This is a genomic window from Flavobacterium bizetiae (assembly GCF_024271895.1).
Classification (GTDB): Bacteria; Bacteroidota; Bacteroidia; order Flavobacteriales; family Flavobacteriaceae; genus Flavobacterium; species Flavobacterium bizetiae.
Genome location: NZ_CP091861.1, coordinates 2,442,685 through 2,462,197, shown reverse-complemented (window position 1 = coordinate 2,462,197; position 19,513 = coordinate 2,442,685). Strand labels below are relative to the sequence as shown.

Here is a 19,513-nt window from a genome sequence, read left to right as displayed (position 1 = left end):
CGGTAATCAATTTTAGTGCATTTGCGAGATGTTTTTCTAAGTACTGTTTAATTAACCTTTTGGGGCTATAATCTGGTAGTTTCCGCTAAGATGCATTAAACTGAAAAGGTACATTAAGCCATCATAATAAGGATCAAAATAACCGTCTTCATAAGGTTCTAATTTGACATTCCAAACCGCGTGAACAAAATCTATACTTGCTTTGTCTTTGTTTACTAACGATGCCGTAGCTGCTGTTGCTACTAAACCGATAGAATGCCTCAGCTTTTTTACCGGACCTGCCTGAAGAATAAATTCAGGTGTAGAACCATCCAGATTAAACTGATCTTCAAAAGTATTTAATCCTTTAAATCTAAGGAAATTTTGAAATCGCTTAGCATAATCTTCCTGCCATTCTTTATCTTTTCCGTACCAGGTATAATCCATTGCCACATTCATAGGAACGCGCCACGAGTCATAACGAAATCCGGGAGGCAGCCAGGGCGTGGGATGTGGTTCGCCATTAAACTCAGTATAATCTGAAGTCAGACCCGTTATCGGATGACAGGCTTTGTGCAAAAAATTACGCGAAACATCGGCACATTCTTTATAAAACTGTTCATGACCATCTTTGGCGTACAATGCCCATATCTCGTAAAAGGCAGGAACATGATACGACGGATCTGTCCAGTTGTAACCTCCTCCTTCCGGAACAAAAGAAATCTGTTTGTGTTCTCTATTTATAATATTATAGATATTGCCGGTACCATCTTTTTTCCACATGGCATCTAATATTCTTCTGGCTTCTTTATAATAATCGATTCCGGTATTATTGCCCCATTTATTAGAAGCAAAAAGCAGACTTGTTATATAGTACAATTCTCCGTCTGAAGCAGAACCGAGAGAGTTTTGTTTTTTGGTCTGAGGATTTACGCTCCAGGCAAAATAACCTTCTCTTGGTCCTTCCTGATGCTGCATATATTTTACAGACCATCGCCAGAGACGATCAAAAACTTCTTTTTTATCGAGCTGAACGGACACCATCATTCCGTATGACATTCCTTCGGTACGGGCATCTTTATTTTTAACATCCGAAACGTATGCTAGCGAATCGCCTTCTTCAAAATAAACTTTGTCCGGTCCTTCAAAAACATCATAATAGGCTTTGGTTAATTTCTTGTCGATCTCAGTTTGGCTATAACCTGCTTCTTTAAAAAGATTGCGGTATTGAGTTTTTTTAAGTTCTGATTTATCTGTTTTCTTTTTATTCTGACCTATTGCAAAAACCGGAACAATGAAAACAAAAACTAGTATTAAAACTCGGATTTTAGTCCCGTATTCTATTGTGAATTTTTTATGTAGAATCATATTTGTCTTTTTATTATTTTACTGTTAATTCAAAAAAATGTGAAGTATTAATTCTTTAACTGGAAAAATTAATCAGGAAGATTTTGCCCGATCTTACTTTTACCTTGTGTTGTGCAGATTATTTTCTGAATGCTTTCGCGTTCATCATAATGTGAATAATCTACAAAGATTGAATGTTTGTAACTGATGCCTTTTGGTAACTTTTCGGCATTATAAAAAACTAAATAACTAAAATAAGCTAATTCAAAATTTCCGATAGCAGCACTATCCTGAATACACATAAACATAAGTGTACTTATTACAAATATAAACAAAACCAGTTATTACGCAATCGGTTGTATGATGTTTTATTTTAAAATATATTCTTCTTTATTACTTCCTAAAATCTTTTAATTGACGATTGAAACCATTGAATAAAATGAGTTAAAAAAATGCTCCTCAATAAAAAACAAGAAATCTCTTTTGAATTGATATTTTTAGTATTCGAAATTAAAACGGGTATTTATATTGAATAGATTTACTGAAGTCAAGTGATGCTTCAAATATGTTATTATAGGCTTCAAAAATGATACAGTTATTTCAACTTTCAGGCTATTTTTACATTAGTATTCTTTATACCCGGAATAAAAAAAGAAGTGTTGCTTTTTGGATCAAAACACTTTAAAAATAATTGACCTGAGACGATAAAAGCCCATAAAAAAGCAGCTACTATATTTATGAATAATACATCAAAAAAACTTTCTGTACTAGAAAAAATAGGTTACGGTTTAGGTGATTTTGCAGCGAATTTGATTTTTCAGACGCTACTTACTTTTTTGGCTTTCTTTTATACTGATGTTTATAAAATTCCTGCCGGAACAGCAAGTGTAATTATTTTTACCGGAGGTTTTATTGGTGCTTTTTTTAATATCATTATGGGCGTTATCGCTGACCGTACCAAAACGCGTTGGGGAAAATTCAGACCTTGGATATTATGGACTTGTCTGCCTTTTGGAATTGCTGCTGTGCTTTCTTTTTTAACTCCTGATTTCGGAATGTCGGGAAAGATAATCTATGCATTACTTACTTACTTTTTTTTAGTGCTTATTTATTCGGCCAATAATTTACCGTATGTTGCCCTAAGTGGTGTTTTGACGGGTGATATGAAAGAACGAAACAGCCTTTCCTCCTATCGTTTTGTTGCTGTAATGATTGCTCAATTTATAATTCAGTCCCTTTTGCTTCCTTTTGTTTTGATTTTAGGAAATGGTGATAAAGCTGTTGGTTTTAAAAATACAATGCTCTTATTTGCCATTGTTGGGGTGGTTTGTTTACTTATTACGTTTCTGACCACCAAAGAAAGAATTATACCTGCAAAAAATCAGGAATCTTCGGTAAAGCAGGATTTTATGGATTTATCTAAAAATGGTCCCTGGCTGGTGATGTTATTGGTTACTATTCTGGTTTTTATTACTTTGTCGCTAAAGGGTGGTATGTATGTTTTTTATTTTAAATATTATTTAGATCCGGAAGCACAAATTGTTTTTTTGAATGATACTGGTTTTACATCCTTTATCGAACGGCTGAATCATTCGTTGATGACAATGGGATTTGTAGATTTTCAGTGGCCAATGGATGCGCCTACTTCTGCATTTAGTCTTTTTAATGCGGGCGGAATTCTTTTTATGATCTTCGGGATTATGTTTTCAAAACCTCTTGCTGATTCTTTTGGCAAAAGAAATGTTTACATCACTTTTATATTTTTATCTGCGCTTAGTCTTCTGGCATTTAATTTCTATAGCCGGTCTGCCGTTGCCATGGTTTTCCTGACGCAATTATTACACGGATTTATTTACGGCATAACAATTCCGCTATTGTGGGCTATGATTGCGGATGTGGCGGATTACAGCGAATGGAAAAACAATCGCCGGGCAACTGCTACTGTTTTTTCGGCCATGATTTTCGGATTAAAAATAGGAATAAGTATTGGCAGTGCTTTGGGTGCAGCATTTTTATCTAAATATGGTTATGTGGCTAAAGAGGTTAATCAGGTGCCGGCGGCGGTAGAAGGGATTAAACTTTCGGTAAGCATTTATCCGGGGTTTATCTTTATTATCAGTGCTGTTTTATTATGCTTTTATGTAATAGATAAAAAAATGGAAATTCAAATTGAAACGGATTTGGAGGAGAGAAGAAGTCGATTTTAGATTGTAGATTTTAGATTGCAGATTTTAGAATATAGAACATAGATTATAGACTTTAGATTATAGACTTTAGATTATAGACTTTAGATTATAGACTTTAGATTATAGACTTTAGATTATAACTTTATATTATAGACTTTAGATTATAGACTTTAGATTGTGGATTTTAGATTGTAGATCTTAGATTGTAGACTTTAGATTTTAGATCGTGGATTAATTTTCTCAATTATAATTGACTCGGACTTATACAAAAATAAACAGCGCATTAAAAATGCGCTGTTTACCAAAAATACTAACTTAACTTAATTCAAACTAACATAATTTAATCGTTTAGTAACCAGGATTATTATTACTTGGTTTTATATTAGGATTAGAAGATGTTTCTCTGTTTGGTATTGGCCATAACTCGCTTTTACCAGCCTGAAAACCACTTCCTGCTAATTCTACACTTGCGTTACCCCATCTCATAATATCATCAAAACGGCTTTGTTCTCCGGCAAATTCTACTTTACGTTCATGAACTATTGCAGCAAAAACAGCGTCTTTTGTAGCGGTAATATTGGTGGTTAAACCTGCACGATCTCTCACTTCTTTAATATAAGCAATGGCCGCTGTTTGTGAGCCTCCTGCTCTTTGATTTTCGCACTCGGCTTTCATAAGCAGTACATCTGCGTAACGCATTACTTTGAAGTTAATACTTGAGCGTGTTGCTTCATCTTCTCTTTCGTAATAGTTTTGATATTTTTTCCAGCCCGCTCTTCTAATACCTGCAGAGGTAGTAAAATTACTTGCCAGCATTACCTTGGTTCCTTTCAAATAGGTTGAGCCTGGTACATAAAAAGTATCTCCAAAACGTAAATCTCCTGCTTCATACGAATCTAACAAATCGTCTGACGGATACACATTGTACCAGCTTAGGTTTCCATATTCCTGTCCTCTAAGTGTCGACTCTTCAAAACCAGTTCCCTCGCTATCACCAACAGCACCCCATTGATCACCTGTTCCATTTTTCTCGTCAAACTCAATCTCAAAAATTGATTCTTTGCCGTGTTCTGTCTCTACCATAAAGTTGTTGTAAAAACTGCCTTTATCCTCAAGACTGAATCCTGTAACATTATTCAATGCAACCAACGCTTCATCGTATTTTTTTTGGTACAACAATACTTTTCCCAGATAAGCATAAGCTGCTTCTTTACAAGCTCTTCCCGGTACTTCTGTTGCTCTTGGTAAAAGATTTTTAGACGCAAATACAAGATCTTCTTCTATCAGGGCATAAACTTCTGCCTTAGGACTTCTGGCATTGCCAATAATAGTACCTGTTTTGTAAATTGGCAAATCTCCAAATCGTTTCACTAGCAGAAAATAATAATAGGCTCTTAAAAAGTGAGCTTCTCCTAAATATTTGTTCTTTTTCTCTTGTGAAAAATCCGAACTTGAAAGAGCATTTATTTTCGCTTCATTATCCAATACAAAATTAGCTCTGGATATCCCTTTATAACAGGATTCCCAATAATATTGAATAATATCATTTCCTGCATTAAAAGAAAAATCCTGAAAAGGTTTTTTGTTTCCTTCTAACTGCGGATTTCCTAAAGCATCCTGAGCCATAAGATCCATAGCAAAAGAAAAATTTCTGCCATAAAGCCCTCTTGTCTGCAAATTTGCATAAGATGCATTTACAGATGACTGCACCTGTGCTTCATTTATAAAGAAAGTTTCTGGTGCTAAAGTGTTGGGATTAGTTAATTCTAATTCGCCAGAATCACATGAAGTTATAGTTAAAACTCCTGTCAGAACTATAAGTATATATTTTATTTTTCTCATTTTCTTTTATATATTAAAATGTAACATCAAGTCCAAAAATCACAGATTTTGGCTGTGGATATCTTCCTAAATCAATACCTGCAGAATTTGCATTGGCGTCCGCACGTGCGATCTCAGGGTCTAAACCGCTATATTTTGTAACTGTAATTAAGTTTTGCCCGCTTACATAGAATCTTATTTTTGAAAAATAAGCCTTAAATGCATCTCCGGAAAATGTGTATCCTACGGCTATATTTTTTAGTCTTGTATAGGATCCATCTTCAACATAACGCTGATTTGCAGAAGACCAGTTGATATCTGCACCCTGAGCTCTTGGTAAAGTAGCAGATGGATTTGTGACAACGCCATTTACAACAATTGCTCTGTCTAATACATCGGTACTTGCATTAAACAAACGATTCATTCCTTTTAGATCAAAAGTATTTGCATTGAAAATATCATTCCCCTGAACTCCGGATATAAAGCAGTTAAAATCGAAATTTTTGTAAGCTGCAGTAAGGTTTAAACCGTAAGTAAAATCCGGATATGGATTCCCGATATTTGTTTTGTCATTTGAATTAATTATTTTATTACCATCGCGGTCAACAATTTTAATATCTCCTGGTTTGATCGTGGTCTGACCTGGTCCGAAAACAGCATCTACTTCTGCCTGATTTTGATAAATTCCGTTTGTTTGGTATCCATAAAAATAGAATAACGGCTGACCTACTTCTAGTCTGGAAAAGTTTTCAAGACCAGCTCTGGCTGTTGGACCACCTAACACACTAGTTACTCCTGGCGCTAAGCCGGTTACTTCGTTTTTACTTGTTCCTAAATTAGCTACGGCAGACCATGTAAAATCTCCTTTTCTGTCATTATAACCTAAGGATACTTCAAATCCGCTTACTTTCACATCGGCAACATTTTGAATTTGAGTTCCACCACCCGCAGATCCTACAGAAGCAGGAAGGGGCACTGCAAAAAGAATATCGCTACTTTTATTGTTGAAATATTCTAAAGATCCCGTGAATTTATCTTCAAACAAACCAAAATCCAAACCTATATTTCTATCTGTTTTAGACTCCCATTTCAAGTTAGGATTAGAAGCAACTCCCATAGAAACGCCTTGTGCATTTCCTCCATTAATTGGATAATTATAGGTAGTAAGTAATGTAGCGGCGTACTGATAATTCTCTATTCTGTCATTTCCTGTCGTACCAGTACTGGCTCTAAGTTTCAATGTGCTGAAAATAGAATTTTCCATAAAACTTTCTTTAGCAATATTCCATCCTACGGCAACTGAGTAGAAATTACCCCAGCGGTTATTGGCTCCAAAACGAGATGAAGCGTCTCTACGTCCTGAAATTGCAAGTATGTATTTATCATTATAATCATAATTGATACGGGCGATATAACCAATATTTTTTTCTACATAATTGGCAGAAGTTAAACTTCCTTCATTATATCTTAACTGATCAATTTCATCCGAAATACTGTAACGGCTTCCTGCTGCTAAAGTTTGCGATTTTCCATCAATTTTAGTAATAACTCCTAATACTTCAAGATTATGTTTTCCTGCAATTGTAGTTTTATAAGTTAAGCTGTTATCAAAAACAATAGTCTGGCCTTGTCCATTTGTTTCATTTGTTGTAGAAAATGCCTGTTTATGATAAGAACCATCCTGAAAACTAGGAACAAAAGTATGATCCTTGCTTGTATAATAATCTAAGGAAACTTGTGATCTGAATTTTAAGCCTTTGAAAATTTCTAATTCAGCGTAGATGTTTCCTATTATCGATAAATTATTGATTTTTTGAGATCCTAAATTAGCTACACGCACAGGATTTTCTGCATCGTTACCATCAATTGCGCTGGGACCTTGATATCCTCCTAAATTATTTGCATTGTAGATAGGAAAATAAGGCGCCATTTTAATAGCGTGCTCTAATAAAGTTCTACCTCCTGCACTACGCTCCGGGTTAATGGTACTGAAAGATACACCGATATTGCTTCCTACTTTAAGTTTTCCAATATCCTGTGTATTATTAGCTCTAAAAGAATAACGTTCAAAACCAGTATTAATAACAGCACCTTCTTGTTTCATATATTCGGCAGAATAACGACTTGTTGAAGTCTCTGTACCATTTGAAAAACTTAGATTATAATCCTGCATCAAACCAGTTTGAAAAATTTGATCCTGCCAGTTGGTATTTATATTTCCGAATTCAGCAGCCCTTGCTGTTAAATCACTTCCTAAATCTTTGGCATATTGCAGATATTGCTGTGTATTTAATACATCATATCTTTTTGTAACCGCCTGTCCGCCCACATAAGTACTAAAACTTAGTTGTCCAGGACCTTTTTTACCTTTTTTAGTGGTAACCACAATTACCCCATTAAAAGCTTTTGAACCATATAAAGCAGTAGTAGAGGCATCCTTTAAAACTGACATACTCTCAATATCATTAGGACTTAAACCGGAGAGGTTACCTGTTAAAACCCCATCAATTACATACAATGGAGCACTGTTTCCCATCGTAGATAAACCACGAATACTAACAGTAGGACTTGAACCCGGCGCACCATTTACAACAGTAACACCTGCTGCACGTCCTTGCAAAGCAGATTCAGCATTAGTAATAGGGACAGCGGCAATATCTTTTGAACCTACTGTTGAGATTGCTCCGGTAACCTTAGCTCTTTTTTGAGTACCATAAGCTACTACAACTTCGTTTAAGTTTTGTGTGGATAATGCTAATACAACATCAATTGTTGTTCTTGTACCGGCAGTTATGGTTTGCGAAATCAAACCTACATAAGAAAAGGTTATTTTGTCTGTGGCGTTCACTCCTTGTAAAGAGTATTTACCATCAAAATCTGTTGATGCGCTGTTTTTTGAACCTTCTACGTTAACACTGGCACCAGGCAAAGGAAATCCTGAAGGATCAGTAATTACCCCCTGTATCGTCTTTGATTGTGCCATCACATTCTGACTGCTAATTATTAGCAATGCGATTATTGCAAATTTTATTTTTAACATCATTTTAATTGGTTTTTTGATTAGTTTAAATAGTTGTTTGGTTGTAAAGTTTTTTTATTTATTGAATGACTTATTTATCATTTTTAAAGCCGTTTTTTCTTCCTGTAATTTTGTTTAAGAAAAGGTTTCAATAAATAATTTGGTTTTCATTTCATACTGTAATTTTTAAAATTGTTAATACTTGTTTTCTTAGTTATTTAGTTTTGTTACCATTCAAAAATATAAGCTTAGTGTAAAATTTATCTATTAAAAATGATGCAAAATCTATCAATTTTGTAGCATGAAAACTACATAAATGGCTTAATTGACGGTTTTTAAGTGATTTAACTAAAAAAATAGAAATGAGATTTTAATAATAATGCCCTTAATTTTTTTTAAGTATGAAATAAAAAAGCGTATTATTTACAATTATTTGATAATTACTTAAAAAAGACATTTAGTGTTAATTCTTTTATGTTTAATAAAGAAGCGCTTGATATGGTAAAACAAAACCTTTAATTGTTCTTCTTATTAAAGCAAAAAAAAGACGGTATAAACCGCCTTATGGATAGTAAAAAAAATCAGTAAATTATTTATTGTATGTAGGCAAATGTCCGTACTTTTCTTTGTAACATTTTGTAAAATAAGAAGGGGAACTAAAACCTACTTTAATACTAATTTCGGTTATATTATCATTACCCAGTTCTATTAATTCTTTGGCTTTTTCTAAACGAACATTTCGTATAAATTCATTTACCGAAACGCCCGTTAGTGTTTTAATTTTTCGGTACAACTGGCTTCTGCTTAAAAATACTTTCGATGCCAGAACCTCAACACTCAAGTCATATTCGTTGATATTTTCATTGATGTAATTCAGTACATTTTTTATAAATTCATTATCCAGTGTGGTGGTTTTTTCTTTTGCCTTTGGAGTAATACCGTTGTAGAATTTATTAAACATAATTTGCCTGCTTTTAAGCAATTGCACTAAACTCGATCTTAAAATATCCATATCAAAGGGTTTGCTCAGGTACATATCGGCGCCTGAATCTATTCCTTCGAGCTTGTCTTTTATTAATGCTTTTGCCGAAAGCATCATCAACGGAATATGGCTGGTTTTTAAATCTGTTTTAATGTTTTTACACAATTCTAAACCATTCATAACGGGCATAATTACATCTGTCAAAATCAAATCCGGCAGTTTTTGCAAAGCTGTTTCTAAACCAATCTGACCATTTTCTGCCGTGAGTACTTTATATTCTTTTTTAAGTTCATTTTTTAGATAATTTCTAAGTTCGGCATTGTCTTCAACAATCAAAATGGTATACACACGATCTTGTTTTTCCTGATCTTCTGGTGATTGAACATCTTCTTTTTCAATAGTTGGCGTAAAACTTATCTTCTTCTCTTTCTTAAATTCCTCCTGCAAGATTTCATTTTCATTAAAAAAATCTTTCCCAACCGGAAATACCAATTTAAACTTGGTTCCTGCGCCTAAAACACTTTCTACCTCGATAATGCCTTTGTGCAATTGTACAAATCCGCGAACCACCTCAAGCCCTATTCCCGTACTTCCGTAATACGCTTTATTTAAATTATTTACCTGATAGAAACGGTCAAAAATTCGCTTAATGTCTTTTTTATCCAATCCCGCGCCGGTATCTTCAACAATAATAGAAAAAGAAGCGCTTCTGTAATCGGGTCTTATTAATGGGAAATTAATGAACTCTTCGTTATAGACTAATTTTACCTTTATTTTTCCGTTATCCGGAGTTACTTTAAAAGCATTAGAAATAACATTAAAAATAATTTTCTCGAACATTTTAGGATCTACCCAATCTCGTAATGTTTTTTTATCTGATTCAAATTGCAATTCAATCCCACGACTCAGGGCTTCTTCTTCAAAATAACTTACAATTTCTTTTGTAAAAGCTACTACTTCGAGCTGTTGTACTTTGAGTGGCATTTTATTGAACTGAAGCTGATTAAAATCCATCAGCTCATTGATTAATCTTGAAAGCCGATCAGAACTTTTTTGAATGGTTTGCAGTTTATTCAAAACACCGGTTGAAAGTTCCGTGCTATTGTTCCTGATAATATCCGCTAAAGGATTTAAAATTAAAGTAAGCGGGGTTCTAAACTCATGCGAAATATTAGTAAAGAACTGCAATTTTTTATCGTTTAATTTTTCAATCTGAGCTGCTTTTTTCTTTTCAAATTGTATTAATTGTTGCTGTTTGAATCTGTTTTGATAATATTGATTTCCAAAATAAATTGCCGCCAGTAATAACAATGAATAGAAAAGATAAGCAAAGGATGTTTTCCACCAGGGCGGTAAAATTTCAATTTTCAATTCTAATGGCTTTTGACTCCAGACTCCGTTTTTTTCAGATGCTTTTACCTTAAAAACATATTTGCCCGGCGCTAAATTGGTATAGGTTGCAGAGCGTTTACTGCCCACATAATTCCATGAATCTTCAAAACCTTCTAAGTAATACGCAAATTCGTTTCGCGCTGGAAAAGAATAATTTATGCCAATAAAATCAATTGTAAATACAGACTGGTCATGCCTAAGTATTATTTTTTGGGTTTGTGAAATTACTTTTATTAGTGGTGAGTTTTTTTCAAGCGGCCCTACTGATTTATTAAAAAGCTTGAGATCTGTAAAATAAATGGGAAGCTGTTTGTTGCTCCTTACCAAATTGGCAGGATTAAAATAATTTAAACCTTCGTAACCGCCAAAATACAAGATTCCCTTTTCATCTTTTAGCACTGAATTATTATTAAAATCATTGCCCAGCAAACCATCATAAGTAGAATAATTTACTGTGGTTTTGTTTTTTAAATCCAGACTGCTGATTCCTTTTTTTCCGCTTAACCAAATGTGCCCATCATTTGATTCTATGATAGAAGATATTGATTTTTCATGAAGTCCGTTAAAATTGATATACCATTTTAAATCATCTGTTTTTTTGTTGTAGCTGAATAATCCTGCACCGTCAGTACCAATCCAAATTTCTTTGTTTTTACTCTGATATAAAGTATTAATGGTATGTATGCTTTTATGATTTTTGAGCTTTTTCGACATTTTATCACGCAGGGAAGTCACCGAAAAAGAAACAAAATCCTTGGTACTTACTTTATATAAACCAGTTGTCGAGCCAATCCAAACAGCATCATCTGTATCGACCATTACTTTTCTAATGTCTAAATTTACCAGTCCGTTGGTGTAAAATATTTTCTGATTGCAATGATGAAAATGTCCGTCAGACGGAGTGTAATAATGCAACCCTTTTGAAAAAGTTCCAATCCATATTACGCCTCTCGAATCTTCGGTAATGCTCATAATATTATCCGAGGCTAAATCAGGAGTGTTTTTTGTGTTGTAATTAATAAAGTTCCGGCTTCCTTTTTTCAAAAAAAAGATGCCCTCATTCCAACTCGACAGCCAGATATTTTGGTTTTTATCTATCAGAACTTTTGTAATATTATCATTCGTTAAGCCTGAATAAAATCGATCATCTGTTTTGGTAATGTGTTTGAAATTTTTGGTTTCAGGATTGTAAACATCAACGCCTCCGCCTTCCATAGAAATCCACAATTGTCCTTCATGATCTTTGGCAATCCCGGTAACACAATTGGTTTGTAACGATTGCGGATTTCCGGGCAAACTTTCAATTCCCCGTACTTTACTGTTGATTCGGTCAAAAACACCTAAACCTTTATTATAATAGCCCAGCCAGATTCTGTTTTCCTTGTCTAAAAATAAAGACCAGACTGAGTTAGATCCTAAACTGCGATTATTGTATTTGCTGTTGACATATTTTTTTTGAACATTCCCCTGATTATCGACAACGATCAAACCATCATTTTCTGTTGCGCAAAGAATCGTTTCGGCATCTGCGGCCAAAATCGACATGATTCTTTTTTTGGTAATAGGATAAGAAACAGCTTGTTTTTCTTTAGCATACAAATTGGCTTTAACCAATCCTTTAAATCCGTTGCCAATCCATAAGTTTTGTTTATGGTCAAAAAACATCGATATAATATTGACTGAAAGTAATGCATTGTCTTTCTCGATGATTACTTTTTTAACCTCATTCTTTACCGGATCAATTACTTTTAAACCGGAATTGGTTCCTAAATAAATGGTTCCTTTTTTATCTTTTACTAAGGAATTAATCAAATAATTTACTGTATTTGGCGTATCGAGTTTTATACTGGTAATTGCTTTGGACTTTACGTTGAGTTTGAGCAAACCATTATTAAATGTTCCTAAAAAAATGTTTCCATTCCGGTCTTCAATGATACTTTTTACGGAAATCACCGTTTCTTTTTGGTTTTGTTTCCGAAGATCAATGTTTTCAAAAGTATCTAAATTCCGATTGTAAAGACACAATCCTTCATCAGTTCCTACCCACAAACGGTTCTTGCTATCGACATAAATAGTATAAATTAAATTGCTGTTGATCGAATTACTGCGCTTAGAATCCTGCTCATAACTCACATAATTGATTCCGTCATATTTATACAAACCTCCTCCGTTTGTTCCCATCCACATTACGCCAAATTGATCCTGCGCAATGGTATAAATTCCACTTTTTGAAGTTTCACTATCAACCAAACGGAATCTATAATTCTCAAATGTATTTTGAGAAAACAGGCTGTTTACGATAAAAAACAAAATGGCAAAACATTTCTTTGAGGACATTATAAAATGATTGTTAAATTAAAATTCAATGTGTTTTGTTTCTCAAAAAAACACATTCCTGGGGCTGTTTCTTTTTAAGCTTAAAAGGCCTAATACATTTTTTAGCATTCTAAAAAATATATTAAAGCCAGTTTCAAATTATATTATACCTCTTTACAGAAGGCTCTTTTTTAAAATTTCGCAAATCATAAAACTCAGATTTTATCCTGTAGGTTTTCTGTTTACAATTCGCATATTGAGTTTAATTGATCAGTAAGATTCCTCCATTGGAAGGAATCTTTATTTCGACTTCCTGATTGCTTTTATGTTTGATCGTTTTTACTCTTCCGTTTAATTTTTCATCATCAAAATAGCAGGTTAATGATGCGCCGGAAACCAGCATTGGGAGTCTGAGTTTAAGACTCAAAGTTTCTTTTTGAGCATTTACGCCTGCGATATACCATTTTGTCCCCTTTCTACGAGCCAAGACGGCATATTTACCCGGATATCCTTCTAAAAATCGAACCTCATCCCAGGTCGTTGGAACTTCTTTCATGAAATTTATAGCCCAGGCCGGAGCATCTGTTAAATTGTTTGGTGCCAATGCAAAATGCTGTACGCCGCTTTGAAAAAGTACGGCCGTAGCTAAAGCAAATACATCCGAAGTAATTCGTTTTGAACCTTTGTTGGTAGTGTTTTCGCTATTGTAAAATTTGTTTAGCGCACTTCCGCCAAAATCCATGCTTCCTACTGTATTTCGAATAAAAGTATGGGTTGCAGCATTTGTGGCTTCATTATCGCAGCTCGCTTGTCCGAAATGCAGGTTTTCGCTCGCCAGAACTGCTTCGCTTGAAGCAAAATTTGGATACATACGCTCCCAGCCTCTTGGCAATGTACAGCCGTGAAAAATAACCATCAATCCAAAATCATTAGCGTCTTTCAGGATGTCTTCATACAACTTCATGGTCATTTGTTTGTCTCCTCCAAAAAAATCTACTTTAATCCCTTTTACATCAATACTTTTTAGCCAGGCCATTTCGTTACGGCGAATGATACTATTGTCCATCATGCCTCTTGGCCCTTGTGGTGCATCGTTCCAATATCCGTTTGAGTTGTACCACAAATACAAACCAACACCTTTTTCGGCGCCATAACGAGCGAGTTCGGCGATTTTATCTTTCCCGATCTGAGTATCCCAAAGCGCATCAACCAAAATGGTTTCATATCCCATTGCAGCACTAAAATCGATGTATTGTTTTTGTACCGGAAAGGTCGTATTGTCATCCATTTTCATGATCCAGCTCCACGAACCTTTGGTATATTGATATTGTTTTGATGCTTCATACTTTGGTTTAACCAAATCAAACTGAATCGTAGTTTCTACAATTGGTGCCAAAGTTTCGCCAACCGTAATAGTTCTCCAGGGCGTTTCTCCCATAAGCGGTATGCCGGGAGCGGTGGTTCCGTTTCCGTTATTTTCTCCCGCCATAGGATAACCAATACTGTACAATCCTTTTTCGTGTCCGATTAATCTGCTGGCACAATAACCGCTGTCTACGCCTGTTTCTGATATTAAAATCCAGCCATTGTTCTTTATTTTAAACAAACAAGGAAATGTATAGCCTTCGCCAATTCCGTTTTTCTCCATAGGTGCATCTAATGTATAAGATGTTTCATAACTCGGCGCAGTTCTGGCAAATCCTGTCATTGGTTTACTTTGCGGACAAAGAAATGTAGTGGTGCCTTCCGGCAAAAGAAAACCGGAAACCTCTTCCTGTACCACGCAGGAACGGCTTTCTTTTTGCGGATACACTTTATATTTGAAAGCTACATTGTTATCGCTTACCCTGAATATGATGTCGATAGCTGCTTTATTTTCTTTAGTGAAAGAAAAAATGGCTTCGTTTGCTTCATAATGTACATTACTGTTTTTGATATTGGGAAGCTGGTATTTTTCGTCGATTTTATTTTGAACGGGATCGGATTTTAAAACCAATCCTGTTGTAAAATCCTCCACATTGGTTTTTAAACCTAATGGAGATTTTTCTAAAAACGTTTTTTCGTTATAGGAAAGGCTATAAAAAGGCTGCCCATTGGTAACAAAAAGAGACAGCTTAAGTTTTCCGTCAGGGCTTTTTACAATTGATTGTGCGTTCAGGTTTAAAAGACTAAACAGACATAAACATAAAACATATTTAAAACTCATAATTCACTGTATATTAATTACTTTTTTATTGGTAAATAAATTTAGGAAACATTCTTTTGTTTACTGAACAACCACTTTAACCACTTTTAAATCTTTAGCATCAGAACTGTTGCCATAATACACTTCGTATTCTCCCGAAGCGATATTCATTGCTCTGATTTTCGCATCATAAAATTCAAATGAAGAAGGTGGTAAATTGATCGTTACATTTTGCTTTTTGCCTGCTTTTAATGCTATTCGTTTAAACGCTTTTAATGTTTTTAACGGTCCGTCTGCATCATTTAATTTACGAACATAGACCTGAACAATTTCTGTTCCGTCGCGTTTGCTGGTGTTTTTTATTGAAAATTTCAATTCGGTATCTTCATTCGATTTGATCTTATTCTTAGTGATATTTCCTGCTAAAATATCGAATTTAGAATAACTTAAACCAAATCCAAACGGAAACAAAACATCTGTGGTATAACGATATGTGCGTCCTTTAAGGGAATAATCTTCAAAATCGCCTAATTTATCTGAGTTCTTATAAAATGAAATAGGCAGTTTTCCGGCAGGATTATAATCTCCAAAAAGAACATCGGCAACAGCCTGACCACCTGATTCTCCCGGATACCAGGCTTGCAAAATAGCATCGCAGCTTTGAGTTTCAGGCGTTAGCGCGATTGCAGATCCTGAACAGTTTACAAAAATTACTTTTTTTCCTGCTGCTTTAAGTTCTTTTAAACATTTTCTCTGCACGGCAGGAAGTTCAATATTGGTTCTGTCACCGCCTTTGAAACCAGGATACGAAATAGGCATTTCTTCGCCTTCTAATAAAGTCGAAAGTCCGCCGGCAAAAATTACGGTGTCAATGCCTTTTAATTTTTGAATTAAGGCTTTGAAATCAATATCAAATTCTTTTCCGAAATCAAATTCAAGATTTGCCTGCCAATTGTTCGACTGGGCAAAAAGAATTTCGATTTGATATTTTTTTCCTGCCTGAACTGCAAACGGGATTTTACCCGGAACGGTACGCCAGTTGGTATATTTTGCGATCGATTTACCATCGACTAACAATTCGAAAGCGCCGGTTGCTCCGGTTTTAAATACAAGTGTATCATTTTCTTTTGCTGTAAATTCTGTTTCGTATTTGGCTGAAAATCCTTCGAGTTTAACTCCCGAAGCAAATTCATGCTGACCTGCCGTGGTCATTTTTATAGGGTTTGAAATTTGCTGCGAAACAATACTTTTCCCTTCTCTGTCGGGATTGTTCCAATAAGTGGCTTTCATTCCTTTTTTTCCTTCAAATGAAAATTGATCAAAATAAGTGTCCGTTACTTTGTCTTCGACCAGATCACAAGATTTATCATAGAGGACTTTATTTTCAGTAAGTTTTGCTTCAATTCCTTTTTTAATGGTAATGGTTTTGTTGGGTGTTCCGTTATAATTTCCCCATAACATTGGTTCATTATCTGCGTTGGGACCTATAACTGCTACTTTATTTATGGTTTTATTTAATGGAAGTATATTGTTTTTATTTTGCAAAAGCGTCATTGACTTTTGTGCCATTTCTAATGCCAATTGCTGATGTTCTTTACTGTTAAGCACAGTTGCCGGAATTTGAGCCCAGGGCACAATAGAGTCGTCGTCCATTTCGCCCAAATCAAAACGACCGATTAAAACGCGAAGCAGACTTTTATTGATTTCTTCTTCTTTTATTAAATCTTTCTCAACGGCTTCGGGTAATTTTTTAAACGGATATTTGTCCCAGACACATTCTACATCCGTTCCTGCCAATACGGCTTTTGATGCTGCATGTACCTCATCTGATGAAACTTTATGTGTGGTATAAAAATCGGTAACGGCGCCGCAATCTGACACTACCAGATATTGAAATCCCCACTCATCACGAAGAATTCGCTGTAATAATCGGGTATTGCTACAACAAGGCTCGTCGTCTAAACGCTGATAGGCACACATTACCTGACGTACATCGGCTTCCTGCACCAATGCTTTAAATGCGGGAAGATAGGTTTCGTATAATTCGCGAGGGTTTACATTATTTAAATTGAGTTCGTGCCTGCTCCATTCAGGACCGGAGTGCACAGCAAAATGTTTGGCACAGGCCAAAAGCTTTCGGTATTTTGCATCAGCAGGTCCCTGAAGTCCTTTTACAACGGAAACTCCCATTCTTGACGTTAGATAAGGATCTTCGCCATAGGTTTCCTGTCCGCGTCCCCAGCGTGGATCTCTAAAAATATTTACGTTGGGTGTCCAGACTGAAAGACTTAAAAAACGTTTGTTTTCATTGCCGTTTTGGATCCATTGATTGTATTTGGCTCGACCTTCATCTGAAACTGCATCAAAGACACGAAAAACCAACTGATCATCAAAAGAAGCTGCCATACCTATGGGTTCAGGAAAAACAGTAACATTATCATTATTGGCATAACCGTGCAAAGCTTCGCTCCACCAATTGAACTTTTTGATTCCCAATCTGGGTATTGCATCACTTTGATCGCACATTAAGGCCGCTTTTTCTTCGAGGGTCAATCGGGAAATTAAATCTTCGGCGCGCTTTTTAGAACTAAGCGACGGATCTTTATAAGGATATTGTTGTGCGTTTAAATTGAAAAAAAACAGCAAACTTAAAAGATACAGATAATTATTTTTCATGTTTTTTTCTTTTGAATGAAAGATTTTACGCTTCGTTAATTGTTTAATTTTTATCGTCAAGATGGAAATAATCAAAATCGACATAACCTCCTAAATCTTTTTCGGCATAATTAAAAAGACCAAATCTATAGCCCATAAAATGAGGAAGTGTATAGGGCAGTTTTATTTCGTTTCCGATACTAATCCATTCTTTTCCGTTGAGACTATAGTAAAATTGGCCTAAATCGGCTTTGTCTTTAAAATTGCATGTTGCTTTAAAATAAATTTTATTTCCGGTGAAGGGAACACTTTGAATTTCTTTTGAATTGCCATTTATCGTTTCAATCATGACAATTTTTTTAGATCCGTTTTCGGCTTTTATGCCTATCAGACCAAAATCTTTTTGAAGTAAAGAAAGTCCCGCAAAATCGCCTTCTTTCATTTTAGAAATTTCCAGCAGCGTGGTTGCTGAACTTTCAGGACCAAAGGTTCTTTGGGTAAGTGTATTTTTAGCCTGGGTAAAAGTGTTTGTGATCGAAGCGGTCTTTAATCTTAAATAACCTTTTCTTTCTTTAACAGACCAAAATGAATTCTCCGGATTGTGATTCCATTGCCAGACTAAGGGCAAATCCAAGTCTGCTTTTTTTCTGTCAAAATCATCAGAGTTTACAATTCCGGGCATTAATCCTTTACTTTGAGGTAAATCCAAATATTGAGGTACTTTGCTATTTTCGCCCAAAACAGGCCAGCCGTCTTCCCATTTTACCGGAACAAAATACGGAATTCGCCCTATGCCACCATAATCGCGAAAGAGGTACGAAAACCATTTTCCGTCAGGAGTATCAATTAAACCTCCTTGTGCCACTCCTAAATCCTGAAGAGCAATTTTTCCTTCCCACGGACCTGTAATTTTATCGGCTCTGTGAATAAGCACAGTGCGCATTCCGTCTTTTGGCCAGACAATATTAAAGAGGTAATATTTGCCTTTTATTTTATACAACTGAGAGCCTTCTGCGCCAAGCATAATGGCATTTCCTACCGGACTATTGGCATTTTCGATTAAAACCTGATCTAATCCGTTTTCTTTTATTCCTGATAAATCAGGCTGTAATTCTTTGATAAAAAGTTTACCGTTTCCGTACACCATATAAACCTTGCCATCATCATCAAACAAGATGCTGTGATCATGATAGGCAGGACTAAAACTGATTTCTTTCCACGGGCCTTTTTCTATATTTTTTGTGGTATATACATAGGTTTTTCCGGTGGTTTGGGCAAAAGTGGTTACATAAAAAGTATTGTTATGATATCTAATATTACTTGCCCAGGAACCCCGACCGTAATTATTTTTGCCATTATCCAGGTTCAGTTCGTCTGAATTTCCCAGAGTATTAGAGGCATAGCTTATTATTTTCCAATTGATCAAATCTTTTGATTTCATGATTGGAACTCCCGGACTCATGTGCATTGTGGTACTGCTCATATAATAATCACTCCCCACTCTAATGATGGACAAATCGGGAACGTCGGCAAAAATCACAGGGTTTTGTGCTTTTTTATCCTGAGCATTAGTTCCGGTAAGGATTAGAAAAATCGCTAATAGGTTACAAAGTGCTTTCATGGGGTTATTT

The 19,513-nt window shown here is 35.2% G+C and carries 9 protein-coding genes; 1 reads left to right on the top strand and 8 read right to left on the bottom strand.

The window, feature by feature from the left end:
• Positions 1–51: 51 nt before the first annotated feature.
• Positions 52–1,347 carry a family 8 glycosyl hydrolase gene (locus L0669_RS10660; RefSeq protein ID WP_263763343.1) on the bottom strand — a complete coding sequence of 432 codons (1,296 nt, stop codon included), beginning with the start codon at positions 1,345–1,347 and terminating at the stop codon, positions 52–54.
• Between the two features lie 68 nt (positions 1,348–1,415).
• Entirely contained in the window at positions 1,416–1,634 is a 219-nt protein-coding gene (locus tag L0669_RS10655) for a hypothetical protein (RefSeq protein WP_263763341.1), read from the bottom strand.
• A 429-nt stretch (positions 1,635–2,063) separates the two neighbouring features.
• Here L0669_RS10655 and L0669_RS10650 point away from each other — a divergent pair, with 429 nt between their 5' ends.
• A complete protein-coding gene (locus tag L0669_RS10650) occupies positions 2,064–3,533 on the top strand; it encodes an MFS transporter (RefSeq protein WP_263763339.1) in 1,470 nt (489 codons plus the stop codon).
• 327 nt (positions 3,534–3,860) lie between these two features.
• On the opposite strand, the gene L0669_RS10645 is transcribed toward L0669_RS10650, so the two are convergent.
• From L0669_RS10645 to L0669_RS10620, 6 genes are all read right to left on the bottom strand, one after another.
• Complete coding sequence (locus L0669_RS10645) at positions 3,861–5,354, bottom strand: RagB/SusD family nutrient uptake outer membrane protein (protein ID WP_263763337.1); 1,494 nt, start codon at positions 5,352–5,354, stop codon at positions 3,861–3,863.
• Positions 5,355–5,367: 13 nt separating this feature from the next.
• Positions 5,368–8,376, bottom strand: a complete 3,009-nt coding sequence (locus tag L0669_RS10640; protein WP_263763335.1) for a SusC/RagA family TonB-linked outer membrane protein — start codon at positions 8,374–8,376, stop codon at positions 5,368–5,370.
• A gap of 565 nt (positions 8,377–8,941) precedes the next feature.
• Complete coding sequence (locus tag L0669_RS10635) at positions 8,942–13,063, bottom strand: two-component regulator propeller domain-containing protein (protein ID WP_263763333.1); 4,122 nt, start codon at positions 13,061–13,063, stop codon at positions 8,942–8,944.
• 241 nt (positions 13,064–13,304) lie between these two features.
• Positions 13,305–15,248 (bottom strand): glycoside hydrolase family 97 protein, encoded by a 1,944-nt coding sequence (locus L0669_RS10630; RefSeq protein ID WP_263763331.1) that lies wholly within the window; start codon positions 15,246–15,248, stop codon positions 13,305–13,307.
• 60 nt (positions 15,249–15,308) lie between these two features.
• Positions 15,309–17,903, bottom strand: coding sequence for a xylan 1,4-beta-xylosidase (gene xyl3A / locus L0669_RS10625; protein WP_263763329.1), 2,595 nt, complete (start codon positions 17,901–17,903; stop codon positions 15,309–15,311).
• A gap of 43 nt (positions 17,904–17,946) precedes the next feature.
• Positions 17,947–19,503 carry a glycoside hydrolase family 43 protein gene (locus L0669_RS10620; RefSeq protein WP_263763327.1) on the bottom strand — a complete coding sequence of 519 codons (1,557 nt, stop codon included), beginning with the start codon at positions 19,501–19,503 and terminating at the stop codon, positions 17,947–17,949.
• Positions 19,504–19,513 lie beyond the last annotated feature (10 nt).

Coding starts and splice junctions, on each gene's coding strand:
- L0669_RS10660 (WP_263763343.1), bottom strand. CDS start 1,347: ATGATTCTACATAAAAAATTCACAATAGAATACGGGACTAAAATCCGA.
- L0669_RS10655 (WP_263763341.1), bottom strand. CDS start 1,634: ATGTTTATGTGTATTCAGGATAGTGCTGCTATCGGAAATTTTGAATTA.
- L0669_RS10650 (WP_263763339.1), top strand. CDS start 2,064: ATGAATAATACATCAAAAAAACTTTCTGTACTAGAAAAAATAGGTTAC.
- L0669_RS10645 (WP_263763337.1), bottom strand. CDS start 5,354: ATGAGAAAAATAAAATATATACTTATAGTTCTGACAGGAGTTTTAACT.
- L0669_RS10640 (WP_263763335.1), bottom strand. CDS start 8,376: ATGATGTTAAAAATAAAATTTGCAATAATCGCATTGCTAATAATTAGC.
- L0669_RS10635 (WP_263763333.1), bottom strand. CDS start 13,063: ATGTCCTCAAAGAAATGTTTTGCCATTTTGTTTTTTATCGTAAACAGC.
- L0669_RS10630 (WP_263763331.1), bottom strand. CDS start 15,248: ATGAGTTTTAAATATGTTTTATGTTTATGTCTGTTTAGTCTTTTAAAC.
- xyl3A (WP_263763329.1), bottom strand. CDS start 17,903: ATGAAAAATAATTATCTGTATCTTTTAAGTTTGCTGTTTTTTTTCAAT.
- L0669_RS10620 (WP_263763327.1), bottom strand. CDS start 19,503: ATGAAAGCACTTTGTAACCTATTAGCGATTTTTCTAATCCTTACCGGA.